The organism is Streptomyces mutabilis, assembly GCF_046628145.1.
GTDB classification, from domain to species: Bacteria; Actinomycetota; Actinomycetes; order Streptomycetales; family Streptomycetaceae; genus Streptomyces; species Streptomyces mutabilis.
Map to the genome: position 1 here is coordinate 1,941,638 of NZ_CP176874.1, position 23,902 is coordinate 1,965,539.

21 protein-coding genes are annotated in these 23,902 nt (G+C 70.9%); 11 read left to right on the forward strand and 10 right to left on the reverse strand.

Annotated elements, in window-relative coordinates; translation table 11 throughout:
* Positions 1–50: 50 nt before the first annotated feature.
* Together sufB and ACLIN4_RS08615 are read right to left on the reverse strand one after the other, a co-directional pair.
* Complete coding sequence (gene sufB, locus ACLIN4_RS08610) at positions 51–1,472, reverse strand: Fe-S cluster assembly protein SufB (RefSeq protein WP_019329248.1); 1,422 nt, start codon at positions 1,470–1,472, stop codon at positions 51–53.
* The gene (locus tag ACLIN4_RS08615; RefSeq protein ID WP_100047430.1) at positions 1,469–2,227 is read right to left on the reverse strand and encodes a helix-turn-helix transcriptional regulator; all 759 of its coding nucleotides are present in this window, start codon (positions 2,225–2,227) and stop codon (positions 1,469–1,471) included. Before ACLIN4_RS08615 ends, sufB begins: the two co-directional genes overlap by 4 nt.
* A gap of 160 nt (positions 2,228–2,387) precedes the next feature.
* On the opposite strand from ACLIN4_RS08615, the gene ACLIN4_RS08620 reads away from it, so the two are divergent.
* The 4 genes from ACLIN4_RS08620 to ACLIN4_RS08635 all read left to right on the forward strand — a co-directional run bounded on the left by ACLIN4_RS08620 (position 2,388) and on the right by ACLIN4_RS08635 (position 6,039).
* The gene (locus ACLIN4_RS08620; RefSeq protein WP_107477922.1) at positions 2,388–3,176 is read left to right on the forward strand and encodes an aminoglycoside N(3)-acetyltransferase; all 789 of its coding nucleotides are present in this window, start codon (positions 2,388–2,390) and stop codon (positions 3,174–3,176) included.
* Between the two features lie 97 nt (positions 3,177–3,273).
* Complete coding sequence (locus ACLIN4_RS08625) at positions 3,274–4,197, forward strand: ABC transporter ATP-binding protein (RefSeq protein WP_307652989.1); 924 nt, start codon at positions 3,274–3,276, stop codon at positions 4,195–4,197.
* Positions 4,194–4,976 (forward strand): ABC transporter permease, encoded by a 783-nt coding sequence (locus ACLIN4_RS08630; RefSeq protein ID WP_307652988.1) that lies wholly within the window; start codon positions 4,194–4,196, stop codon positions 4,974–4,976. The genes ACLIN4_RS08625 and ACLIN4_RS08630 overlap by 4 nt, the downstream gene beginning before the upstream one ends.
* A 7-nt stretch (positions 4,977–4,983) precedes the next feature.
* Positions 4,984–6,039 (forward strand): COX15/CtaA family protein, encoded by a 1,056-nt coding sequence (locus ACLIN4_RS08635; protein ID WP_373429057.1) that lies wholly within the window; start codon positions 4,984–4,986, stop codon positions 6,037–6,039.
* A gap of 5 nt (positions 6,040–6,044) precedes the next feature.
* Here ACLIN4_RS08635 and ACLIN4_RS08640 read toward each other — a convergent pair whose 3' ends face one another.
* The 3 genes from ACLIN4_RS08640 to ACLIN4_RS08650 form a co-directional block, all read right to left on the reverse strand.
* Entirely contained in the window at positions 6,045–7,199 is a 1,155-nt protein-coding gene (locus ACLIN4_RS08640; protein ID WP_289909852.1) for an amidohydrolase family protein, read from the reverse strand.
* 81 nt (positions 7,200–7,280) lie between these two features.
* Complete coding sequence (locus ACLIN4_RS08645) at positions 7,281–7,625, reverse strand: hypothetical protein (protein WP_179342453.1); 345 nt, start codon at positions 7,623–7,625, stop codon at positions 7,281–7,283.
* 84 nt (positions 7,626–7,709) lie between these two features.
* Positions 7,710–8,660: a heme o synthase gene (locus ACLIN4_RS08650; protein WP_411576744.1), complete on the reverse strand. Its 951-nt coding sequence runs from the start codon at positions 8,658–8,660 to the stop codon at positions 7,710–7,712.
* A 374-nt stretch (positions 8,661–9,034) separates the two neighbouring features.
* Between ACLIN4_RS08650 and tkt the strand changes: the two genes are divergently transcribed.
* The 5 genes from tkt to pgl are packed head-to-tail and all read left to right on the forward strand — an operon-like array spanning position 9,035 to position 15,642.
* Positions 9,035–11,122: a transketolase gene (gene tkt / locus ACLIN4_RS08655; protein ID WP_107477917.1), complete on the forward strand. Its 2,088-nt coding sequence runs from the start codon at positions 9,035–9,037 to the stop codon at positions 11,120–11,122.
* A gap of 34 nt (positions 11,123–11,156) precedes the next feature.
* A complete protein-coding gene (gene tal, locus ACLIN4_RS08660) occupies positions 11,157–12,275 on the forward strand; it encodes a transaldolase (RefSeq protein WP_100049715.1) in 1,119 nt (372 codons plus the stop codon).
* 3 nt (positions 12,276–12,278) lie between these two features.
* Complete coding sequence (gene zwf / locus ACLIN4_RS08665; protein ID WP_107477916.1) at positions 12,279–13,802, forward strand: glucose-6-phosphate dehydrogenase; 1,524 nt, start codon at positions 12,279–12,281, stop codon at positions 13,800–13,802.
* Positions 13,799–14,863 (forward strand): glucose-6-phosphate dehydrogenase assembly protein OpcA, encoded by a 1,065-nt coding sequence (gene opcA / locus ACLIN4_RS08670; protein WP_107477915.1) that lies wholly within the window; start codon positions 13,799–13,801, stop codon positions 14,861–14,863. Before zwf ends, opcA begins: the two co-directional genes overlap by 4 nt.
* Entirely contained in the window at positions 14,860–15,642 is a 783-nt protein-coding gene (pgl, locus tag ACLIN4_RS08675) for a 6-phosphogluconolactonase (protein WP_107477914.1), read from the forward strand. The genes opcA and pgl overlap by 4 nt, the downstream gene beginning before the upstream one ends.
* A 131-nt stretch (positions 15,643–15,773) precedes the next feature.
* Here pgl and ACLIN4_RS08680 read toward each other — a convergent pair whose 3' ends face one another.
* The 5 genes from ACLIN4_RS08680 to ACLIN4_RS08700 form a co-directional block, all read right to left on the reverse strand.
* Complete coding sequence (locus ACLIN4_RS08680) at positions 15,774–16,613, reverse strand: carbohydrate ABC transporter permease (protein WP_107477913.1); 840 nt, start codon at positions 16,611–16,613, stop codon at positions 15,774–15,776.
* A 10-nt stretch (positions 16,614–16,623) separates the two neighbouring features.
* Complete coding sequence (locus tag ACLIN4_RS08685) at positions 16,624–17,988, reverse strand: ABC transporter permease subunit (protein WP_107477912.1); 1,365 nt, start codon at positions 17,986–17,988, stop codon at positions 16,624–16,626.
* Positions 17,989–17,994: 6 nt separating this feature from the next.
* On the reverse strand, positions 17,995–19,323 hold the full coding sequence (locus ACLIN4_RS08690) for an ABC transporter substrate-binding protein (RefSeq protein WP_411575636.1): 1,329 nt from the start codon (positions 19,321–19,323) through the stop codon (positions 17,995–17,997).
* A gap of 36 nt (positions 19,324–19,359) precedes the next feature.
* Positions 19,360–20,982 carry a glycoside hydrolase family 13 protein gene (locus ACLIN4_RS08695; protein ID WP_107477910.1) on the reverse strand — a complete coding sequence of 541 codons (1,623 nt, stop codon included), beginning with the start codon at positions 20,980–20,982 and terminating at the stop codon, positions 19,360–19,362.
* A 182-nt stretch (positions 20,983–21,164) separates the two neighbouring features.
* Entirely contained in the window at positions 21,165–22,430 is a 1,266-nt protein-coding gene (locus ACLIN4_RS08700; protein ID WP_411575637.1) for an ABC transporter substrate-binding protein, read from the reverse strand.
* 160 nt (positions 22,431–22,590) lie between these two features.
* Between ACLIN4_RS08700 and ACLIN4_RS08705 the strand changes: the two genes are divergently transcribed.
* Positions 22,591–23,106: a PadR family transcriptional regulator gene (locus ACLIN4_RS08705; protein ID WP_107477908.1), complete on the forward strand. Its 516-nt coding sequence runs from the start codon at positions 22,591–22,593 to the stop codon at positions 23,104–23,106.
* A complete protein-coding gene (locus ACLIN4_RS08710) occupies positions 23,103–23,867 on the forward strand; it encodes an ABC transporter ATP-binding protein (protein ID WP_107477907.1) in 765 nt (254 codons plus the stop codon). Before ACLIN4_RS08705 ends, ACLIN4_RS08710 begins: the two co-directional genes overlap by 4 nt.
* Positions 23,868–23,902: the final 35 nt, after the last annotated feature.

A 23,902-nucleotide genomic window follows, 5' to 3' on the forward strand; every position in this document is an offset into this window, starting at 1 on the left:
GGGCTGGATGGGAAGGCGGGGCGGCCTGCGGGCCGCCCCGCGGCCGGTGACTAGCCGACCGCGCCTTCCATCTGGAGCTCGATCAGCCGGTTGAGTTCGAGCGCGTACTCCATCGGCAGCTCCTTGGCGATCGGCTCGACGAAGCCGCGCACGATCATCGCCATCGCCTCGTCCTCGGAGAGGCCGCGGCTCATCAGGTAGAAGAGCTGGTCCTCGGAGACCTTGGAGACGGTCGCCTCGTGGCCCATGGACACGTCGTCCTCGCGGACGTCCACGTAGGGGTAGGTGTCCGAGCGGGAGATGGTGTCCACGAGCAGCGCGTCGCACAGCACGTTGGACTTGGCGCCCGGGGCGCCCTCGCCGATCTCGATCAGGCCGCGGTACGACGTACGGCCGCCGCCTCGCGCCACCGACTTGGAGACGATGTTGGAGGACGTGTTCGGGGCCATGTGGACCATCTTGGCGCCGGCGTCCTGGTGCTGGCCCTCGCCCGCGAAGGCGATGGACAGGGTCTCGCCCTTGGCGTGCTCGCCCATCAGGTAGACGGCCGGGTACTTCATCGTCACCTTGGAGCCGATGTTGCCGTCGATCCACTCCATGGTCGCGCCCTCGTACGCCACGGCGCGCTTGGTGACCAGGTTGTAGACGTTGTTCGACCAGTTCTGGATGGTCGTGTAGCGGCAGCGGGCGTTCTTCTTGACGATGATCTCGACCACCGCGGAGTGGAGCGAGTCCGACTTGTAGATCGGCGCCGTGCAGCCCTCGACGTAGTGCACGTAGGCACCCTCGTCGACGATGATCAGGGTCCGCTCGAACTGGCCCATGTTCTCCGTGTTGATGCGGAAGTAGGCCTGGAGCGGGATCTCGACGTGCACGCCCTTCGGCACGTAGATGAAGGAGCCGCCGGACCACACGGCGGTGTTCAGCGCGGCGAACTTGTTGTCACCGGCCGGGATGACGGTGCCGAAGTACTCCTTGAAGAGCTCCGGGTGCTCCTTCAGCGCCGTGTCGGTGTCGAGGAAGATGACGCCCTGCTCCTCCAGGTCCTCGCGGATCTGGTGGTAGACGACCTCGGACTCGTACTGGGCGGCGACACCGGCGACGAGGCGCTGCTTCTCGGCCTCCGGGATGCCCAGCTTGTCGTAGGTGTTCTTGATGTCCTCGGGCAGGTCCTCCCAGGACTCCGCCTGCTTCTCCGTGGAGCGCACGAAGTACTTGATGTTGTCGAAGTCGATGCCCGACAGGTCCGAGCCCCAGTTGGGCATGGGCTTCTTCTCGAAGAGCTTGAGGCCCTTGAGGCGGAGCTTGGTCATCCACTCCGGCTCGGACTTCTTGTCGGAGATGTCCCGGACCACGTCCTCGTCGATGCCGCGCCTGGCAGAGGCGCCGGCCGTGTCGGAGTCGGCCCAGCCGTACTCGTACTTGCCCAGGCCCTCGAGCTCAGGGTGAGCAGTCTCCGTGGGGAGAGTCATGCGGGGTTCCTCCCGGCCGTGCTGGCAGATGCGTTATCGGTGTTCGTGGCCGCGCGCGACGTGTCCGCCGCGTGCGAAGTCTTGGGGATGAAGGTGGTGCAGACCCCGTCGCCGTGCGCGATGGTCGCGAGCCGCTGCACATGCGTACCGAGCAGCTCGGCGAAAAATTCCGTCTCCGCCTCGCACAGCTGCGGGAACTGCTCGGCGACATGGGCGACCGGGCAGTGGTGCTGACACAGCTGCTCGCCCTGCTGGGGCCGGGGTGCGCTCCGCGCGGTAGCAGCGTACCCGTCCGCGCTCAGGGCCTTGGCCAGCGCTTCCGTGCGCATGTGCGGGGGCGCCGACTCGACCGCCTTGCGGTACGTGCCCGCCTGCCCGGCGATCCTGGCGCGGGCGAAGGCGGCGATCGCCTTCTCCCCGCCCTCCCGCTCGGCGATCCAGCGCAGGGCGTCCGCGGCCAGCTTGTCGTAGGACTGGTCGAAGGCGTCCCGGCCGCAGTCGGTGAGCGCGAAGACCTTGGCCGGCCGCCCGCGCGTGCGCGTGCCGTAGACCCGCTGCTCACGGGCTTCGACCACGTCGTCGGCGACCAGCGCGTCTAGGTGGCGCCGGACGGCGGCCTGGGTCAGGCCCAGACGCCCGGCGAGCTCGGCGACGGTCGACGGCCCGTGGTCCAGGATGGAGCGCGCGACGCGGTTGCGGGTGGACCGCTCACCGGTCGCGAGTTCCTCCTGCGGAGCCTCGCCAACGTTTTTCACAACGCCATTGTTGCGTAATTCCTCGGAGCCGGGCAAGCCGCGTCCGGACCGCCGGACGGTGCCCTGCGTCACTTAGGTATACCTAATCTGACCTGCGGAAACGATCATTGATCGATCAATCCGGTGGCGTCCGGGACCGGGCTGCGGGACACTCCCCGGCATGCCCGCACCCCCTCCCACCGGCCCACTCGTCACCCGCGGCACCATCGCCGCCGGGCTGCGCGAGCTGGGCGTGCGCAGCGACGACACGCTCCTCGTGCACTCCTCCCTCAGCTCCCTCGGATGGGTCTGCGGAGGGCCCGTCGCGGTCGTCCAGGGACTGCTCGATGCCCTCGGTCCGGACGGCACCCTGGTGGTGCCCACCCAGACCGGTGACCTGTCGGACCCGGCGTTGTGGCAGAACCCGCCGGTGCCGCGGGAGTGGTGGGACACCGTCCGCGCCGCGATGCCCGCCTACGACCCCCTGATCACGCCCTCGCGCGGGGTCGGCGTGATCCCCGAGACCGTGCGCACCTGGCCGGGCGCCCTGCGCAGCGCGCACCCCCAGACGTCCTTCGCCGCCGTCGGCCCGCGCGCCGCCGAGGTCGTCGCCGGGCACGCGACGGACTGCCGGCTGGGCGAACGGAGCCCGCTGGCGGCGCTGGAGCGGATGGGCGCCCGGGTGCTGCTGCTCGGCGCCGGCTTCGAGGCGTGCACCGGCTTCCACCTCGCCGAGTACCGGATTCCCTCCCCGCTGGTGGAGGTGGGGCGGCCGGGGCCGGTGGGGTGGGAGCGGGTGACGGAGGTGTCTATCACCTCGGACCGGTTCGACGAATTGGGGCACGACTTCGAACGGGACCGGCCCGTGGTGCGCGGGCGGGTCGGCGCGGCGGTGGTCCGGTTGTTCCCGCTCGCGGACGCGGTGGCCTACGCGGAGCGCTGGCTGCCGCTGCACCGGCCCCGGGAGTGAGCACGTCCCCCGGCCGTCACGGCCCGCGTCCCCGTGGGAGGGACTTCCCGCCACCCCCGCGCCCGGGCACTTCCCCGCCTACCTAGACTCGTGACCCATGCGAAGCGAGCCCGTGGTCCAGGTCCAGGCCCTGGTGAAGCGGTACGGCACGAAGACCGCGGTGGACGGCCTCGACCTGGTGGCCTGGGCGGGTGTCACCGCCGTACTCGGCCCCAACGGAGCCGGCAAGACGACCACGGTCGAGACCTGCGAGGGGTACCGGAGGCCGGACTCCGGCACGGTGCGCGTCCTGGGCCTCGACCCGGTACGGCAGGCAGGCGAGCTGCGGCCCCGGATCGGCGTGATGCTCCAGTCCGGCGGCGTCTACTCCGGCGCCCGCGCGGACGAGATGCTGCGCCACGTCGCGAAGCTGCACGCCCACCCGCTGGACGTCGACGCGCTGATCGAACGGCTCGGGCTCGGCTCGTGCGGCCGGACCACGTACCGCAGGCTCTCCGGCGGGCAGCAGCAGCGGCTCGCCCTCGCGATGGCCGTGGTCGGACGCCCGGAGCTGGTCTTCCTGGACGAGCCGACCGCCGGCCTGGACCCGCAGGCCCGCCGCGCGACCTGGGACCTCGTGCGGGACCTGCGCACCGACGGTGTGTCCGTCATCCTCACCACCCACCACATGGACGAGGCCGAGCAGCTCGCCGACGACGTCGCCGTCATCGACGCCGGCCGGGTCATCGCGCAGGGCTCCCCCGAGGAGCTGTGCCGCGGCGGCGCCGAGAACACGCTGCGCTTCACCGGCCGCCCCGGACTGGACGTCGCCTCGCTGCTCAAGGCCCTGCCCGCCGACTCCTCGGCCGCCGAGCTGACGCCGGGCTCCTACCGGGTCAACGGCAAGGTCGACCCGCAGCTCCTGGCGACCGTCACGTCCTGGTGCGCCCAGCACGGGGTGATGCCGGACCGGATCTCGGTGGAGCGGCACACCCTGGAGGACGTCTTCCTGGAACTCACGGGCAAGGAACTGCGCTCATGACGACGAGCACCGGTACGTACACGCCGAAGCCCGGGGCCGCGCCGCTCGGCCGCATGATCGCCGCCCAGGCCGCGCTCGAGACGAAGATGCTGCTGCGCAACGGCGAGCAGCTGCTGCTCACGGTGATCATCCCGACGCTGCTGCTGGTGCTGTTCAGCACCGTCGACATCGTCGACATCGTCGACACCGGGGACGGCGAGGCCGTCGACTTCCTCGCCCCCGGCGTCCTCGCGCTCGCGGTGCTCTCGACGGCCTTCACCGGGCAGGCCATCGCCACCGGCTTCGAGCGCCGGTACGGGGTGCTGAAGCGGCTGGCGGCGTCCCCGCTGCCGCGCTGGGGCCTGATGACCGCGAAGACGGTGTCCGTGCTGGTCACCGAGGTGCTCCAGATCGTCCTGCTGACCGTGATCGCCTTCGCGCTGGGCTGGTCGCCGCAGGGCAACCCGTTCGCCGTGCTGCTGCTCCTGATCCTCGGCACGGCCGCGTTCTCCGGGCTCGGGCTGCTCATGGCGGGCACGCTGAAGGCCGAGGCGACGCTGGCCGCCGCCAACCTGGTCTTCCTGCTGCTGCTCGTCGGCGGCGGGGTGATCGTGCCGCTGGACAGGTTCCCGGACGCGGCACAGAGCGTGCTGGGGCTGCTGCCGATCTCCGCCCTGTCGGACGGCCTGCGGGACGTCCTCCAGCACGGCGCCGCGATGCCCTGGGGCGACCTGGGCATCCTCGCCGCGTGGGGTGTCGTGGGAATCGCGGCCGCCGGGAAGTTCTTCCGCTGGGAGTAGGGACGCGATGCCTGGAACCGACCCTCGTGAAAGCGTGCACAAGCAGGCGCCTACGATGGACGGCGTGCCAAACGTGACCCGCGCCGACGCCGCAGCCGCCGTGCGCAACCCGCTCGCCTTCATCGCCGCACGCTGGACCCCGGATCCCCGGACGGTCCGGCGGGCGGCCCTCGTCGCACTCGTCATGTCGGTGGTCATCGTGGTCACCGGCGGCGCGGTACGCCTGACCGGCTCGGGCCTCGGCTGCCCGACCTGGCCCAAGTGCACCGACGACTCGCTGACCAACACCAGCGAGATGGGCATCCACGGCGTCATCGAGTTCGGCAACCGCATGCTGACCTACGTGCTGTGCGCGGCGGTCGGCTGGGCGATCATCGCCGCGCGCTCGCAGAAGCCGTTCCGGCGCAGCCTGACGCGGTTGGGCTGGGCACAGTTCTGGATCGTGATGGGCAACGCGATCCTCGGCGGCATCGTGGTCCTCGTCGGCCTCAACCCGTACACGGTCGCGGCGCACTTCCTGCTCTCCACCGCTCTGATCGCGGTCGCCACCGTGATGTGGCGGCGCACCGGGGAGGGCGACGCGGCGTCACGCCCCCTGGTCGGCAAGGCGATCCAGCAGCTGGTGTGGGTGCTGGTCGTCGTCTCCGTGCTGCTGATCGCCGTCGGCACCGTGGTGACCGGGGCGGGCCCGCACGCGGGCGACTCCAGCGAGGTCGAGCGGATGCCGGTCGACTGGGAGACGGTGAGCAAGGCGCACGCCGTGCTGGCGTGGGTCGTGGTGACGCTGACGTTCGCGCTGTGGTTCGTGCTGAAGGCGGTCGACGCGCCGAAGGGTCCGCTGGCCCGTACCCGCGACCTGTTCCTGGTGCTGCTGGCGCAGGGCGTCATCGGCTACGTGCAGTACTTCACCGACCTCCCCGAGGTCCTGGTCGGGCTGCACATGCTCGGTTCGTGCCTGGTGTGGATCGCGACCCTACGAGTGCTGCTGGCGCTGCGTGAGCGACCGCAGGAGACGGCCGACGTGCCCGGTCCCGCGGTGGAGACGACGCTCGCCAAGGCCTGAGCGGTTCACCCGGGTCTGAGCGGGGTCACGTTCCCCGCGAGGCCCGCCGGGGCCTGCTCCAACCCGTACACCCGCCCCGCGTTCCCCGCCGCGATCATCCCCGCCACCCGCTGCGCGTCCCCCAGGGACCACGCCCCCTCGGCCACCCAGGTGCCCAGCACCCGCCCCAGGGCCTCGCGGAACAGGCGGGCGGCGACCACGTGCAGCTCGGGCAGGCCCTGGGCGCCGCTGGAGAAAAGGATCTTGCCGAAGGGGGCCAGCTCCAGGATCTCCGCGAGGACCGTCGCCGCGCGGGCGCCGGTGCGCACCAGGGCGGCGCCCGAGTCGGCGTAGACGTGCGGGAAGACGCCGGCGAGGTGGGCGGCGTGGCGGTGGTACGGGTAGCCGTGCAGCAGGACCAGATCGGTGCCGAGGCCGGCGGTGGCCCGCACGAAGTCGGTGAGCAGGACCGGGTCGGTACGGTCGATCCGCAGGCCGGGCTCGCCGAGGCCGGCGTGCAGCTGGAGCGGCAGTCCGGAGGCGACGGCGATCCACAGCAGGTGCCTCAGCAGCACCGGGTCGCTCAGCTCCCCGCCGACCTCGCGTCCGCTCAGCCAGCGGGCGGCGGCACCGCGCACCTCCCCCGGCCCCGGTGGCTCGGGCGCCAGCGCCAGACCGTGCCGTACGCCCGCGACCGAGGTGAAGGCGACCGCGTGGGCGGCTGCGCCGTGCACGGCCTCGGCGAGGTTGGCGAGGAAGGACTCGACGGTGCCGGAGGTGTCGGCGACCTGCTCGGCCAGCAGCTCCAGGCGGACGATCTCGTGGGCGTCGGCGGCCGCGGCGGAGGCCAGCTCCTCGGGGCCGGTCAGGTCACCGGGCAGGCCCGCGTCGACCAGGTACGTCGTGATGCCGCTGCCGCGCAGCAGTCGGCGGTCGGCCTCCATCACGCCCAGCTCGCGGCGCCGGGCCAGGTAGCGGGCGGGCGGGCAGTGCGGCTCCAGACCGAGCAGGGGCGGGCACCAGCGGCGTACCGCGAAGCCGGTCTGCGTGTCGAAGAGGGTGGTGCCCGGGGCGGGCGGGCCCTCGGTGCGGGCCAGCTGGGCCTCGAAGGTGCCGAGGCCCAGCTCCGTTCTCAGGACGCCGTGGCAGTACTGGTCCACCAGGGACGGCGTTTCGATCATCCGGACTCCCCGCGGTCGGACCGTGCGCCGCACGGCTCGTACGCCGTGCGGCTTCTACGGTCCTAACGGGTGAACCCGGTCTCAGGTGTTGCTCGGGCCGCCGACCTGGATACCGGCCATGCGCGACCACTCGTAGCGCCCCGTCGTCACCTTGGCGGCGAACTCGCCGTCGAAGTCCTCGTGGACGGTGATCCCGGACTTCTCCACGGCCTTCAGCGCGCTGTCGTAGGTGCGTGCGACCAGATCGCCCCAGGCGCCGTCCGCGCCGACCAGCACGATGCGGGCGCCGCGTTCGCCGAGGTAGGCCACCTGGCCCTCGGCGCCGCCGTGCGCCTTGGAGAAGGCGTCGATGCGCCCGGCCAGCCGGGCCACCCGGCGCTCGGCCCAGCGGTCGGGCTTCGTCTCAACCTGCTGCGTGTCTGCCATGCACAGGATGCTACCGACGGGTAGATCGAACGGCGACGGGGGGGGCGTGGCCTTGGCCACGCACCCCGCCCGTCCGTCGAGACCTCAGCGCAGGAAGGGATCCACCGCGATCGCCAGGAAGAGCACCGACACATAGGTGATCGACCAGTGGAAGAGCCGCATCTCCTTGAGCTTGACGCCCGTCACCTCGGCCTTGGCCCGGTTCTGGAGACCGTGTGCCTCCCACAGCCACATGCCGCCGGCCAGGAGGGCGACCGCCGTGTAGAACCAGCCGGTGTAGCCGAGCGGCGTCAGCAGCAGGGACACGGCGACCATCACCCAGCTGTAGATGACGATCTGCCGGGCGACGACCTTGTTGGAGGCGATGACCGGGAGCATCGGCACGCCGACGCGCGCGTAGTCCTCCTTCACCTTCATGGACAGCGGCCAGTAGTGCGGCGGCGTCCAGAAGAACATCACCCCGAAGAGGATGATCGGCGCCCAGGACATCGAGTTCGTCACGGCCGACCAGCCGATGAGCACCGGCAGGCAGCCGGCGATGCCGCCCCAGACGATGTTCTGCGAGGTGCGCCGCTTGAGGATCATCGTGTAGACGACGTAGAAGAGGAGCGCGCCGAGCGAGAGCCAGGCCGACAGCCAGTTGACGGTGAGGCCGAACAGCAGCGTCGAGACGATCGCCAGGGTGATGCCGAAGGCGAGGCATTCGCGCGGGCTGACCATGCCGGTGACCAGCGGGCGCTGCGAGGTCCGGTCCATCAGCGCGTCGATGTCGCGGTCGATGTACATGTTCAGCGCATTGGCGCCGCCCGCGGAGAGGTAGCCGCCGACGCAGGTCAGCAGCACCAGCTTCAGATCGGGCACACCCTGCTCGGCGAGGAACATCACCGGAACGGTGGTGATCAGCAGAAGCTCGATGATCCGCGGCTTGGTCAGCGCCACGAACGCCTTGACACGGGCCCCGAACGGCCGGTGACTCGGGCTCTGGCTCGTCCCGATTACCCCCGCAGGACGGGATTCAACGGCCGTCACGCACACCCCTGACAGAGACATCCCAGCAAGCCTCCCCGTGTGAAGTGGCGGTAAAGGCTCGCGCGTACCACGCCACTTTAGACGTTGCCCTTACTTCGGCCTTCGCGGGGGTGGGGTCGTGTTGAGAAGGGCGCTCCGACGTGCGTTCGGGGAGTCGATTGAGCGGTCAGATGAGCGGCTCCGTATTCACTTGCCGAATGCGGTTTCGCCCGGTCGACAGGCGGATGCAGAAGACTCCCGGCAGTCTGGTTTCCAGCGGAAAAACGCACGTACTTACGGGGGTAGGCTCAACAACGGCCGGCCGACTCAGGACGCGCCGGCAGCCGGTGGGCGCCCACGTGCACCGGCATCCGACATGTGGAGAGGAGCCCTGACTCAGGGTGAGCACCAAGCCGACCACCACAGACCTCGAGTGGACCGAACTGGACCAGCGGGCCGTGGACACCGCCCGCGTCCTGGCCGCCGATGCCGTACAGAAGGTTGGCAACGGCCATCCGGGTACGGCGATGAGCCTGGCGCCCGCCGCCTACACCCTCTTCCAGAAGGTGATGCGGCACGACCCCGCCGACGCGAACTGGGTCGGACGCGACCGTTTCGTGCTGTCCGCCGGCCACTCGTCCCTGACCCTCTACACCCAGCTGTACCTGGCCGGCTTCGGCCTGGAGCTGGACGACCTGAAGTCCTTCAGGACGTGGGGCTCTAAGACCCCCGGTCACCCGGAGTACGGGCACACCACCGGCGTGGAGACCACGACCGGCCCCCTGGGCCAGGGCGTCGCCAACGCGGTGGGCATGGCGATGGCCGCCCGCTACGAGCGCGGCCTGTTCGACCCGGAGGCTCCCGAGGGCGAGTCGCCGTTCGACCACTACGTCTACTGCATCGCCGGTGACGGCTGCCTCCAGGAGGGCATCTCCGCCGAGGCGTCCTCCATGGCGGGCCACCAGAAGCTGGGCAACCTGGTCCTGCTGTGGGACGACAACCACATCTCGATCGAGGGCGACACCGAGACCGCCGTCTCCGAGGACACCTGCAAGCGGTACGAGGCGTACGGCTGGCACGTGCAGCGCGTCGCCCCGAAGCCGGACGGCGACCTGGACCCGAACGCGCTCTACGACGCGATCGAGGCGGCGAAGAAGGTCACCGACCGCCCCTCCTTCATCGCGATGCGCTCGATCATCGCCTGGCCCGCCCCGAACGCGCAGAACACCGAGGCCGCCCACGGCTCGGCGCTCGGCGACGAAGAGGTCGCCGCGACCAAGCGGGTCATGGGCTTCGACCCGGAGAAGACCTTCGAGGTCTCCGACGAGGTCATCGGGCACACCCGCAAGGCGCTGGAGAAGGGCCAGGCGGCCCGCGCGGTGTGGGAGAAGTCCTTCCAGCAGTGGCGGGACAACAACCCGGAGCGCGCCGCCGAGTACGACCGCGTCGCGAAGGGTGAGCTGCCGGGGGGCTGGGAGGAGAAGATCCCGGTCTTCGAGACCGGCAAGGGTGTCGCCACCCGCGCCGCGTCCGGCAAGGTGCTCCAGGCGCTCGGCGCGGTCATCCCCGAGCTGTGGGGCGGCTCGGCCGACCTGGCGGGCTCGAACAACACGACGATCGACAAGACGTCGTCCTTCCTCCCGGCGGGCAACCCGCTGCCGGAGGCCGACCCGTACGGCCGCACCATCCACTTCGGCATCCGCGAGCACGCGATGGCCGCGGAGATGAACGGCATCGCCCTGCACGGGAACACCCGCATCTACGGCGGAACGTTCCTGGTCTTCTCCGACTACATGCGCAACGCCGTCCGTCTGTCTGCGCTGATGCACCTGCCGGTGACGTACGTGTGGACGCACGACTCCATCGGCCTCGGCGAGGACGGCCCGACCCACCAGCCGGTCGAGCACCTGGCCTCGCTGCGCGCCATCCCGGGCCTGAACGTGGTCCGCCCGGCCGACGCCAACGAGACGGCCATCGCCTGGCGCGAGATCCTCAAGCGCTGGACGAAGGAGTACGGCAAGGGCCAGCCGCACGGTCTGGCGCTGACCCGCCAGGGCGTGCCGACGTACGAGCCGAACGAGGACGCGGCCAAGGGCGGCTACGTCCTGTTCGAGGCCGAGGGCGGCGAGCCGCAGGTGGTGCTGATCGCCACCGGTTCCGAGGTGCACGTGGCCGTCGAGGCCCGCGAGGCGCTCCAGGCCGACGGTGTGCCGACGCGTGTCGTGTCGATGCCGTCCGTCGAGTGGTTCGAGCAGCAGGACCAGGGGTACCGGGACAGCGTCCTGCCCCCGTCCGTGAAGGCCCGCGTCGCGGTGGAGGCCGGGATCGGTCTGACCTGGCACAAGTACGTGGGGGACGCCGGCCGCATCGTTTCCCTGGAGCACTTCGGTGCTTCGGCGGACGGCAAGGTGCTCTTCCAGGAGTACGGCTTCACTGCCGAGAACGTGGCCGCCGCAGCCCGGGAATCGATCGCCGCAGCCCAGCGCTGACGCTCACACACGACACGTAGGAGATGCATTTTCCATGACAGACGCACTCAAGCGCCTCTCGGATGAAGGCGTCGCGATCTGGCTGGACGACCTGTCGCGCAAGCGGATCACGTCCGGCAACCTCGCCGAGCTGATCGACCAGCAGCACGTCGTGGGCGTCACCACCAACCCGTCGATCTTCCAGAAGGCGATCTCCCAGGGCGACGGCTACGACCAGCAGCTCTCCGACCTGGCCTTCCGCAAGGTCACGGTCGAAGAGGCCATCCGGATGATCACCACGGCGGACGTCCGCGACGCCGCCGACATCCTGCGCCCGGTGTTCGACAACACCGGCGGCAAGGACGGCCGGGTCTCCATCGAGGTCGACCCGCGCCTGGCGCACAACACCAAGGCGACGGTCGCCGAGGCCAAGCAGCTCGCCTGGCTGGTGGACCGGCCCAACACGCTGATCAAGATCCCGGCGACCGAGGCCGGCATCCCGGCGATCGCCGAGACCATCGGCCTGGGCATCAGCGTCAACGTCACGCTGATCTTCTCGCTGGAGCGCTACCGCAAGGTCATGGACGCCTTCCTGACCGGCCTGGAGAAGGCCAAGGAGCGCGGCCTGGACCTCTCCCAGATCCACTCGGTGGCGTCCTTCTTCGTGTCCCGCGTGGACACCGAGATCGACAAGCGGATCGACGCGCTCGGCACCGACGAGGCCAAGGCGCTGCGCGGCAAGGCCGCCGTCGCCAACGCCCGGCTCGCCTACCAGGCGTACGAGGAGGTCTTCTCCTCCGACCGCTGGGCCGCCCTGGAGAAGGCCGGCGCCAACAAGCAGCGTCCGCTGTGGGCGTCGACCGGCGTCAAGGACAAGGCGTACAGCGACACCATGTACGTCACCGACCTGGTCGCGCCCAACACGGTGAACACGATGCCGGAGGCGACGCTGTTCGCCACCGAGGACCACGGCGAGATCACCGGCGACACCGTCGCGGGCACCTACGAGCAGGCGCGCGCCGACCTCGACGCGGTCGAGAAGCTGGGGATCTCCTACGACGAGGTGGTCCAGCTCCTCGAGAAGGAGGGCGTCGAGAAGTTCGAGGACTCCTGGAACGACCTGCTGAAGTCGACGGAGGCCGAACTCAAGCGCCTCGCTCCCTCGGAGGGCTAGAAATTGTCAAGCAGCAATCCGCTGCGTGACCCCGCAGACCGACGGCTCCCGCGCATCGCGGGGCCGTCGGGTCTGGTCATTTTCGGCGTCACCGGCGACCTCTCCCGCAAGAAGCTCATGCCCGCCGTGTACGACCTCGCCAACCGTGGTCTGCTGCCGCCGGGCTTCTCTCTTGTCGGCTTCGCCCGCCGCGACTGGGAGCACGAGGACTTCGCCCAGGTCGTGCACGACGCCGTCAAGGAGCACTCGCGCACGCCGTTCCGCGAGGAGGTCTGGCAGCAGCTCATCCAGGGGATGCGCTTCGTCCAGGGCACCTTCGACGACGACGACGCGTTCGAGCGGCTGCGCGCCACCATCGACGACCTGGACAAGGCGCAGGGCACGGGCGGCAACTTCGCCTTCTACCTGTCGGTGCCGCCGAAGTCCTTCCCGGTGGTCATCCAGCAGCTGAAGAAGCACCGGCTGGCCGACCAGTCGAGCGGTTCCTGGCGCCGCGCGGTGATCGAGAAGCCGTTCGGCCACGACCTGAAGTCGGCCGAGGAACTGAACGCGATCGTCCACGAGGTCTTCGCCCCGGACCAGGTCTTCCGCATCGACCACTACCTGGGCAAGGAGACCGTCCAGAACATCCTGGCGCTGCGCTTCGCCAACACGATGTTCGAGCCGATCTGGAACCGGTCCTACGTGGACCACGTGCAGATCACCATGGCCGAGGACATCGGTATCGGCGGCCGGGCCGGCTACTACGACGGCATCGGCGCCGCCCGCGACGTCATCCAGAACCACCTGCTCCAGCTCCTGGCGCTGACCGCGATGGAGGAGCCGGCCTCCTTCGACGCGGACGCGCTGGCCGCCGAGAAGACCAAGGTGCTCGGCGCGGTCCGCCTGCCGAAGGACCTGGGTCGCGACACCGTGCACGCCCAGTACGCGGCGGGCTGGCAGGGCGGCGCGAAGGTCATCGGCTACCTCGAAGAGGACGGCATCGACGCGAAGTCGAAGACCGACACCTACGCCGCGATCAAGGTCGGCATCGACAACCGCCGCTGGGCGGGCGTCCCCTTCTACCTGCGCACCGGCAAGCGCCTGGGCCGCCGCGTCACCGAGATCGCGGTCGTGTTCCAGCGGGCCCCGCACTCCCCCTTCGACACGACGGCCACCGAGGAGCTGGGCTCGAACGCGATCGTCATCCGCGTCCAGCCCGACGAGGGCGTCACCGTCCGCTTCGGCTCCAAGGTGCCGGGCACGTCGATGGAGATCCGGGACGTGTCCATGGACTTCGCGTACGGCGAGTCCTTCACGGAGTCCAGCCCGGAGGCGTACGAGCGCCTGATCCTGGACGTCCTCCTGGGCGACGCGAACCTCTTCCCGCGCACCGAGGAGGTCGAGCTGTCCTGGAAGATCCTCGACCCGATCGAGGAGTACTGGGACAAGCACTGCGTCCCGGCCCAGTACCCGGCCGGCACCTGGGGCCCCGTCGAGGCGGACGAAATGCTCGAGCGAGACGGACGGAGCTGGCGCCGGCCATGAAGACAGACCTCACGGACACCACGGCCAGCAAGATCAACAAGGCGCTGGTGCTGGGCCGCCGGGCGATCGGCACGCCGGCCATCGGCATGGTGCTCACGCTGGTCATCGTCACCGACGAGGAGAACGCCTACGACGCGTTGAAGGCCGCGAGCGACGCCGCGCACGAGCACCCCTCGCGCACGCTCGTCGTCATCAAGCGCGTCTCCCGCTCCCCCCGGGACCGCACGAAGTCCCGCCTGGACGCGGAGGTCCGCCTCGGCGCCGACGCGGGCACCGGCGAGACGATCGTGCTGCGGCTGTACGGCGACGTGGTCGACCACGCCCAGTCGGTCGTCCTGCCGCTGCTGCTGCCGGACGCGCCGGTCGTGGTGTGGTGGCCGGTGAACGCGCCGCTGGACCCGGCCGGGGACCCGCTGGGTGCCCTGGCCCAGCGCAGGGTCACCGACACGTACGCCTGCGAGGAGCCGATCCGGGAGCTGGCGGCCCGCGCGGAGGCGTACGCGCCGGGCGACACGGACCTGTCCTGGACCCGCATCACGCCGTGGCGCTCGATGCTGGCGGCGGCCTTGGACCAGGTCGACTGCCAGGTGCAGTCGGTCGAGGTGGAGGGCGAGGAGTACAACCCGAGTTGCGAGCTGCTGGCGATGTGGCTTGCGGACCGGCTGGACGTGCCGGTGCAGCGCACCGCGTCCGAGGGGCCCGGTCTGACCGCCGTGCGCATGGACACGGACTGCGGCCCGGTGGTCCTGGACCGGGCCGACGGTTCGCTCGCGACGCTGTCCATCAAGGGGCAGCCGTCTCGGGCGGTGGCGCTGAAGCGGCGCGAGACGGCCGAGCTGATCGCGGAGGAGCTGCGGCGCCTGGACCCGGACGACACGTACGCGTCGGCGCTGCGGTACGGGGTGAACCGGTTGAACGCGCCGGGCACCCCGACCAAAGGGGACTCCGGCGACGGTGACGGGGCGGTCGCCGTCCCCGCTCCCGTCGAGACGGCCGCGAAAGCTCCCGCGAAGGAAGCGGCGCGGGAGAAGGCACCGGTGAAGAAGGCGGCGGCGAAGTGAGTACTCCCCAACTGGTCGTGCACCGCGACAAGGAGCTGATGGCCGAGGCCGCGGCGGCACGGCTGATCACGAGGATCGTGGACGCGCAGGCATCCCGGGGCTCGGCGTCGGTGGTCCTCACCGGCGGCCGCAACGGCAACGGCCTGCTGACCGCGATCGCGGGCTCCCCGGCCCGGGATGCCATCGACTGGAGCCGCATCGACCTGTGGTGGGGCGACGAGCGCTACCTGCCGGAGGGCGACCCGGAGCGCAACGTCACCCAGGCGCGGGAAGCCCTGCTGGACTCGGTGCCGCTGGACCCGAAGCGGGTGCACGCGATGCCGGCGTCGGACGGCCCGCACGGCTCCGACGTGGAGGCGGCGGCCGCCGCGTACGCGCGGGAACTGGCCGAGGCCTCGGTGCCCGAGAACCACGCGTCGGTCCCGTCCTTCGACGTCCTCCTCCTGGGCGTCGGCCCGGACACCCACGTGGCGTCCCTTTTCCCGGAGCACCCGGGCGTACGGGAGACGGACCGCACGGTCATCGGCGTCCACGGCTCCCCCAAGCCCCCGCCCACCCGCGTCTCCCTCACCCTCCCCGCCATCCGCACCGCCCGCGAGGTGTGGCTGCTGGCGGCGGGCGAGGACAAGGCGAACGCGGTCGCGATGGCCCTCTCGGGCGCGGGCGAGATCCAGGCCCCGGCGGCGGGGGCGCGGGGACGGTCCCGCACCCTGTGGCTCCTGGACACGGCGGCGGCATCACAGTTGCCGAGATCCCTCTACCCACCGGCGTCGGCCTGACCCAGCCCGTCCGGCGTTCGAGGACGAGGCCGTCAAGGCCGAAAGCGGGGGTCTGGGGGCGCAGCCCCCAGGGACGGGAACGGGAAGGGGCGGCGGGGGCGAAACCCTCCCCGCCGCCCCACCCCCAGCCGTCACTTCACGGACCCCGCCATGACCCCCTGCACAAAGTGCCGCTGGAACGCGAAGAACACCACCACCGGCACCACCAGCGACAGGAACGCCCCCGGCGCCAGCACGTCGATGTTGCTGCCGAACTGCCGGATCTGCGACTGGAGCTCCACCGTCAGCGGCTGTGACGAGCTGTCCGCGAACAGCAGCGCGACCAGCATGTCGTTCCACACCCACAGGAACTGGAAGATGGCGAGGCTGGCGATGGCCGGTTTCCCCACCGGCAGCACCAGCCGCGTGAAGATCCGCCACTCGTTGCCGCCGTCCATCCGCGCGGCCTCCAGCATCTCCTTGGGCATCTCGGCGAAGTAGTTCCGCAGCAGGAACACGGCGAACGGCAGCCCGTACGCGACGTGGAAGAGCACGACACCCGGGATGGTCCCGAACAGCCCCAGCTGCCCGAAGAGCTTGGCGACCGGCAGCAGTCCGATCTGCACGGGCACCACCAGCAGCGCGACTACCACCAGGAAGACGGCCTCGCGCCCCGGGAAGTCCAGCCAGGCGAAGGCGTACCCGGCGAGCGCCCCGACGACCACGACGAGCACGGTCGTCGGCACGGAGATCAGCACCGTGTTCCAGAAGGCCTGGGTGATGCCCGAGTTGCCGAGCAGCGCCGAGTAGTTGTCGAGGGAGAGCTGCCCCGGGCTGGCCAGCGCCGTCCACCAGCCGCCCTTCGCCGTGTCCTCGGAGGACCGCAGCGAGGACAGGAACAGCCCGGCCAGCGGCGTCATCCACACCAGCCCGACGAGCACGAGGAAGGCCTGGACGATCCCGTTGCCCAGATACCGCCGGACGGCGTTCATCGCTGACTCCTCATCGCTGACTCCTCTTGAAGCGGCGGACGTTGAAGACCATGGCCGGGACGACGAGCAGCAGGAGCAGCACACCCAGCGCGCTGCCGAGCCCCTGGTTGTTGCCGCCGCCGAACGACACCAGCCACATCTGCGTCGCGAGCACCGTCGCGTCCTCCTGCACGGGGCCGGGCGCGATGATGTAGACGAGGTCGAAGACCTTCATCACGTTGATCACGAGGGTGATGAACACGACCGTGAGCACCGGGGCCAGCAGCGGCACGGTGATCCGCCGGAAGATCTGCCACTCGTTCGCGCCGTCCATCCGCGCCGCCTCCAGCGCGTCGCGCGGCAGCGAGGACAGCCCGGCGCCGATCAGCACCATCGCGAACCCGGTCCAGATCCACAGGTACGCGCCGATGATCGCGGGCGTGACCAGCGCGGGTCCGAGCCAGGAGACGCCCTCGTAGGGCGGGGCGAAGTTCGAGGCGGGGAGCCGGACGGTGTACGACCCTTCCGCCAGCTCCTCGAAGCCGAAGGAGCCGTCGTCCCCGGTGGTCGTGGTCGCGACCGTACGGCCGTCGCGCACCGCCTCGACGGTCATCTCGGGCAGCCCGCGCTCGCTCCGGTCGACCCGGCCCTGCTCCCCTCCTCCGCCGGGCGTGAAGTCCAGGTAGACGACGCCGCGCACCTCGTCGGCGGCGGCGTCCCGTCCCGCCGCCCCGTACGCGGTCCTCGCGCCGGACGGGAGGTCGTCGGGCCCGACCCCGACCAGTCCGAGCGCCACCGTGTCGCCGGGTGACACGGCCGCACCGGTCCGGTACGAGCCGTCGGCCCCCTTGACCAGGCCGCCGTCCTGGCCCTCCCGGGCCCGGGCGGTCGGGTAGGACGACGTGCCGGTGAAGGCGTCGTGCACCCCGGTCACGGCGGCGTTGAGGACGCCCTTGTCCGGGTCGTGGTCGTAGGCGAGCCGGAAGATGATGCCGGCGGCGAGGAAGGAGACCGCCATCGGCATGAAGAGGAGCAGCTTGAAGGCGGTGGCCCAGCGGACCTTCTCGACCAGGACGGCGAGGATCAGGCCGAGGCCGGTGAGCAGGGTGGGCGCGACGACGACCCAGATCGCCGTGTTGCGGATGGCCTTGAGGGTGGCCGGGTCGCGGAACATCTCGGTGTAGTTGTCGCCGCCCACGAAGCGCGTCCCGGAGGCGTCGAAGAAGCTGCGGCCCACGGAGAACAGCACGGGGTAGACGACGAGGGCGCCCAGCAGGAGCAGCGCGGGCAGGACGAAGAGCAGCGCGACGGCCGCCCGGCGCCGCCGGGGGCGCCGTACGGGCGCCGGGCCGGGGGCCGTGGGCGGGCTCGCCTCTTTCACCAGGGTGGAGGTCATGGCCGGTCAGCCCTTGTATGCCTTGGCCGCCGCGGCCTCCAGCTCGGCGGCGGTCGCCTTCGGGTCGGAGGGGTCGCGCAGGAAGTCCTGGAGGATCTTCCACTCGCCCGTGCCCTTGGTGCCGCCGAACGCCGCGGGTGCCTGGTCGGACATGTCGAAGCGGACCGAGTTCCCGGCGCCGACGAGGGACTCGGCGGTGGCCCGGGTGACGTCGTCGCCGTAGGAGGCGGGGTCGAGGTTCTTGTTCGGGGAGAGGAAACCGCCCGCCTCGGCCCACACGGCCGCGGCCTCGGGCGTCGCGAGGTACTCCAGGAGCGCCATGCCGGCCTCGGAGTTCTTGCCGTCCTCGAGGACGACGGCCGCGTCACCGCCGCTGACCACCGGTGCCTCACCGCCGTCGACCGCGGGGAACGGGAAGAAGTTCGCGTCCTTGCCGATCTCCTTGCCGAACTGGTCCTTGGCGACCCCGGCGACGAAGTCGCCCTCGTAGACCATGCCGGCCTCGGGCTTCGGGCCGAAGACCTTCTCCACGGAGCCCGGGAAGTCGGTGTTCAGGGCGCCCTTCCGGCCGCCCTCGACGAGCTGCTCGTCCTTGAAGAGCTTGCCGAGGGTGGTGAGCGCGTCGACCACGCTGGCGTCGGTCCACTTCAGTTCGTGGGCGGCGAGCGCGTCGTACTTCTCGGGTCCGGCCTGGGAGAGGTAGACGTTCTCGAACCAGTCGGTCAGCGTCCAGCCGTCCTGCCCGGCGACCGAGAAGGCGGCGAGCCCGGAGTCGGAGACGGTCCGCCCGGCCTCCAGCATCTCGTCGTACGTCTTCGGCGGCTCGACCCCGGCCTGGGCGAGGGCGTCGGGGCTGTACCAGACGGTCGACTTGTGGGCGGCCTTGAAGTAGAGGCCGTAGAGGGTGTCGTCGACGGTCCCGTACGTCTTCCAGACGTCCGCGAAGTTGGTGTCGACGGACTTCTGGGCCGTCTTGGACAGCGGCTTCAGCCAGCCGTTGCCGGCGAACTGCTTGAGGACGCCGACCTGCGGGACCATCACGACGTCGGGGGCGTTGCCGCCCTCGATCTTGCTGCCGACGACGGTGGAGACGTTGTCGCCGGTGGAGACGAAGGAGGTCTCGGCGCCGGTCTTCTCGGTGAAGGCGTCGAGCACCTTCTGGAAGTTCTCCTGCTCGGTGCCGGACCAGACGCCGGCCACGGTGACCGACTGTCCGCTGAGCGCCTTGTCGCCGCCGCCGGCCGTGACGGGTCCCGAGCCGCCGCAGGCGGTGGCGCCGAGGGCGAGGACGAGGGCGGTGCAGCCGGTGAGCAGGGAGGTACGTCGTCGCATCATCGTTGATGTCCCTTCGATGGGTCGGGTGGAGCGAGGTCAGAGTCCGGCGATCCACCAGGCGGCGGTGGAGCCGGGCAGGACGCCGGGCGGGCAGGGGCCGCTGGTCAGGAGCGGGGTGCCGGGTACCGGCGCGGGCGTGGGGGCGGTGCCGAAGTTGACGGCGCAGACCAGGCCGTCGCCACGGACGAAGGCCAGGACGCCGGGCGGGGTGTCCAGCCAGCGCAGGGTGCCTTCGCCCAACTGAGGCAGTTCGGAGCGCAGTTGCAGGCCGTCGCGGTACAGGTGCCAGAAGGAGCGGGTGTCGGCGAGGGCGCGGTCGGTGGCGTACTCGGCGAAGTACTCCGGCTGCGGCAGCCAGGGTTTGGCGGTCCCGTCGCCGGAGGTGAAGCCGAACGGGGACGCCTGGCCCGACCAGGGCAGCGGCACCCGGCAGCCGTCGCGGACGCGGGCGCGGCTGCCGGTGCGGTGGAAGATCGGGTCGGTGAGCACGTCGTCGGGCAGGTCGACGACCTCGGGCAGGCCCAGTTCCTCGCCCTGGTAGATGTACGCGGCACCGGGCAGCGCCAGCATCAGCAGCGCGGCGGCGCGGGCGCGGGCGGTGCCGAGGCCGCTGCCGTCGGTGGCGGGTTCGCCGTAGCGGGTGACGGTGCGGACCTGGTCGTGGTTGTTGAGGACCCAGGTGACCGTGGAGCCGGTGCCGGCGATGTCCTGCATCGCCTCGGAGATGACCTTGCGGAAGGCGTCGGGGTCCCAGGGTGCGCCGAGCAGGTCGAAGAAGAAGGCCTGGTGGAGTTCGTCGGGGCGGACGTAGCGGGCGTGTTCACGGGCGCTGGGGACCGAGACCTCGCCGACGAGGAGGCGTTCGCGGCCGTCGCGGGCGGTGTACTCCTCGCAGACCGCGCGCCAGTGCCGCCACACGTCGTGCACCTCGGGCTGGTTCCAGGCGAGCGGGTTGACCGAGTCGCGGGTGCGGGCGTCGGCCTCCGGGTCCGGGGAGTCGGGCAGGTCGGGGTGCTTGTAGAGGCCGGCGGCGACGTCGATGCGGAAGCCGTCGACGCCCCGGTCCAGCCAGAAGCGGAGTATCCCGTCGAACTCGGCGGCGACCTCGGGGGTGCGCCAGTTCCAGTCCGGCTGCTCGGGCGTGAACATGTGCAGGTACCACTGGCCGGGGCGGCCGTCGGGCTCCGTCACACGGGTCCAGGCGGGGCCGCCGAACATGGCGTGCCAGTTGTTGGGCGGCTCGTCCCCGTCCGGTCCGCGGCCGTCGGCGAAGTGGAAGCGGGCGCGGGCCGGGCTGCCGGGCGGGGAGGCCAGGGCCTCGCGGAACCACGGGTGCTCGCTGGAGCAGTGGTTGGGGACGATGTCCAGCAGGATTCGGATGCCGAGGCGCCGGGCCGCGGCGACCAGCGCGTCGAACTCGTCGAGGTCGCCGAAGAGCGGGTCGACACCGCGGTAGTCGGCGACGTCGTAGCCGTGGTCGTGCTGCGGTGACGGGTAGAAGGGGCTCAGCCAGATCCCGTCCACGCCGAGTTTGCGCAGGTACGGCAGTCCGGCCCGGACGCCGGCGAGGTCGCCGACTCCGTCGCCGGTGCTGTCGAGGAAGCTGCGGACGTAGACCTGGTAGATCACCGCGTCACGCCACCAGTGGTGCCTGTTCACCCCGGGAACCTGTCTCTAGAGGGGGTCGCTGTTATGCATGCATGTTAGGTAGCGGTGACGCGCGGGTGTCAACGAATGGAACGAAGACTACTGAGCAGTTGGGGGTTCATGTCCTGACTTTTCACCGCACCACGGGCGCAGATGAGACGTCGGCGTTACCTAACGCGTAACCAGGAGACGTGCTAGGAGATCGCGTCCAGCTCGCGCGCCAGCCGCCGCACCGCCGCCTCGGGCGTCTGCCGTCCGGTCATCGCGTCGCGCACGACCGCCTGCACGGCCAGGCTGACCTGGTCGTAGCGCGGGCTCTTGGGCCGCGGGGCGGCGGCGAGCACGCTCTCGCGCAGGGTCGGCAGGTAGGGGAACGCCTCGACGAGCGCGGGGTCCTCGTACAGGTCGGCCCGTACGGGCGGCAGCGCCCCGCGCGTGAGGACCTGGCGCTGGACGCGCTCGCTGGTGAGGTACGCGATGAGGCGCGCGGCGGAGTCGGGGTGCCGGGCGTGGGCACCCACGGCCAGGTTGGAACCGCCGAGGACACTGGTCCCGGGTCCGTGGGGGCCCGGCAGCGGTACGGCGCCGACCTTCCCGGCGACCTCGGAGTCCGGGGCCGAGGCACTGACGTAGGCGTAGGGCCAGTTGCGCAGGAAGAGCAGGCGGCCGTCCTGGAAGGCCCGCTTGGACTCCTCCTCCTTGTAGGTCAGCGCGTTCTCCGGTATCCAGCCCTCGCGCACCCCGCGCGCCAGGAATCCGATTCCCTCGCGGGCCGCCGCCGAGTCCACGGTGACGCGTGCGCCCTCGTCGCCGAGGATGCTGCCGCCGGCCGAGTAGACGGCCTCGGCGGCGTTCACGGTCAGGCCCTCGTAGGGCAGGAACTGTCCGGCGTAGCCGTCCAGTCCGTGCTTCGGGGCGATGGTCTCGGCGTACCGCTCCAGCTCCGCCCAGGTGCGCGGCGGCGGGACGCCCTCGGCGGCCAGGACGTCCTTGCGGTACAGGAGCAGGCCGGCGTTGGTGACGTAGGGGACGGCGTACAGCCGCCCGTCGTAGGTCGCCGTGTCGACGACCGGCGGCAGGAAGGCACCGAGCGGGAAGCGGTCGCGGGGCAGCGGGCGTATCCAGTCGGCGGCGGCGAACTCGGAGGTCCAGTTGACGTCGATGTTGAGGACGTCGAAGCGGTGCCGTCCGCCGTCGCGCAGGTCGGTGGCCATCTGTGCGCGGGTCTCGTCGGCGGAGTCGGGCAGTTCGACGAGGGTGACCCACTCGTCGGGGTGGGCGCGGTTCCAGCCCTCCAGCAGCGGGCCGAGGTAGCCGGTGAGGTCGCCCGCGGTGGCCAGGGTGAGCGGCCCATGGCCGCTCGCGGCACCCTCATCGGCGCGGGCACCGGAGGCGGCGTACCCGGTCAGGACGACGACGAGGACGAGGAGGCCCCTACCGGCGGCGTGGATCCACCGCATAGGTTCCTCCCTGTACACCCTCGTACACCGGGCCCGTTCGTCCGCACCGGCACCGGGCGTCCTCGTCCCGGGTCAGAGGCCATGTATACCTGTTAGGTATGCGCGATACTAGGGCCTGGAGCACATCCGGGGACTCGAACAGAAGCGGGAGGACGGCTGAGTGCGCCTGCACCTCCTGGCTCTCCTGGCCCGCGGTCCGGCCCACGGCTACGAGCTGAAGCAGGACCTTGAGCAACTGCTGGGCTCCGCGTACCCTCAGCCGAACGTCGGCCAGATCTACGTCACCCTCGGCCGTCTCGAGAAGACGGGGCTGATCGAGGGCGAGGACATCGAGCAGTCGAGCCGGCCCAACAAGAAGGTCTACCACCTCACCGACGCCGGGCGCGAGGAGCTGCGGGCCTGGTACGAGGAGACGGCGGACGAGCCGCGGGTGCGGGACGAGTTCTTCATGAAGCTCGCCCTGGCTCCGCAGACCGGGCTCGCCGACCAGATCGCCCTGATCAACAAGCAGCGGCGCCAGTACCTGAACACGATGCGTCAGCTGTCGAAGCTGGCCGCCGCCGAAGACCGCGACAACCGCATCGCCCACCTCCTCATCGAGGGCGCGATGCTGCACCTCCAGGCCGACCTCGACTGGCTGGAACGGTGCCAGGAAGAGCTGGAGGAGCTGGAGTGAGCGCTGGGGCGAGTGCGGACCCCGCTCCGGTGCTGCGCGCCGAGGGCCTGGTCAAGACGCACCACGGCGAGGGCGCACCGGCGCACGCCGTGCGCGGGGTCGACCTGTGCGTGCGGCGGGGCGAGTTCGTGGCGATCACCGGGCCGTCCGGCGCGGGCAAGTCGACGCTGCTGCATCTGCTCGGCGGGCTCCAGCGGCCGGACGCCGGCAGCGTCTGGCTGGACGGGAAGTGCACCGACGCGTACAGCGAGGCGCGCTGGGCCGTCGCGCGCAGGAAGCACATCGGGATCGTCTTCCAGTTCTTCAACCTGGTCTCCGACCTGTCCGTCGCGGACAACGTCGAGCTGCCCGCCCTGCTCGCCGGGGTGCCGCCGAAGCGGGCGCGCGCCGAGCGGGAGGAGCTGCTGGCCGAGCTGGGGCTGGTGGGCAAGGAGCGCAGCATGCCCGGAGAGCTGTCCGGCGGCGAGCAGCAGCGGGTGGCGCTCGCCCGGGCCCTGGTCAACCATCCGCCGGTGCTGCTCGCGGACGAGCCCGCGGGCAGCCTGGACAGCAAGGGCACCCGCGAGGTGATGCGGCTGCTGTCCCGCTTCCACCGGCGCGGCCAGACGATCCTGCTGGTCACCCACGACGCGCGGCTCGCGAGCGCCGCCGACCGGGTGATCAGCTTCTTCGACGGACGGATAGCCGACGACGCCGAACTCGACGCCGGTGCGCCACCGCGCCGCCCGGGGGCGTCCGCCGTACTGGAGCTCAAGGACTGACATGCGGGCGTACGACCACCGCGCGCACCGCGCAC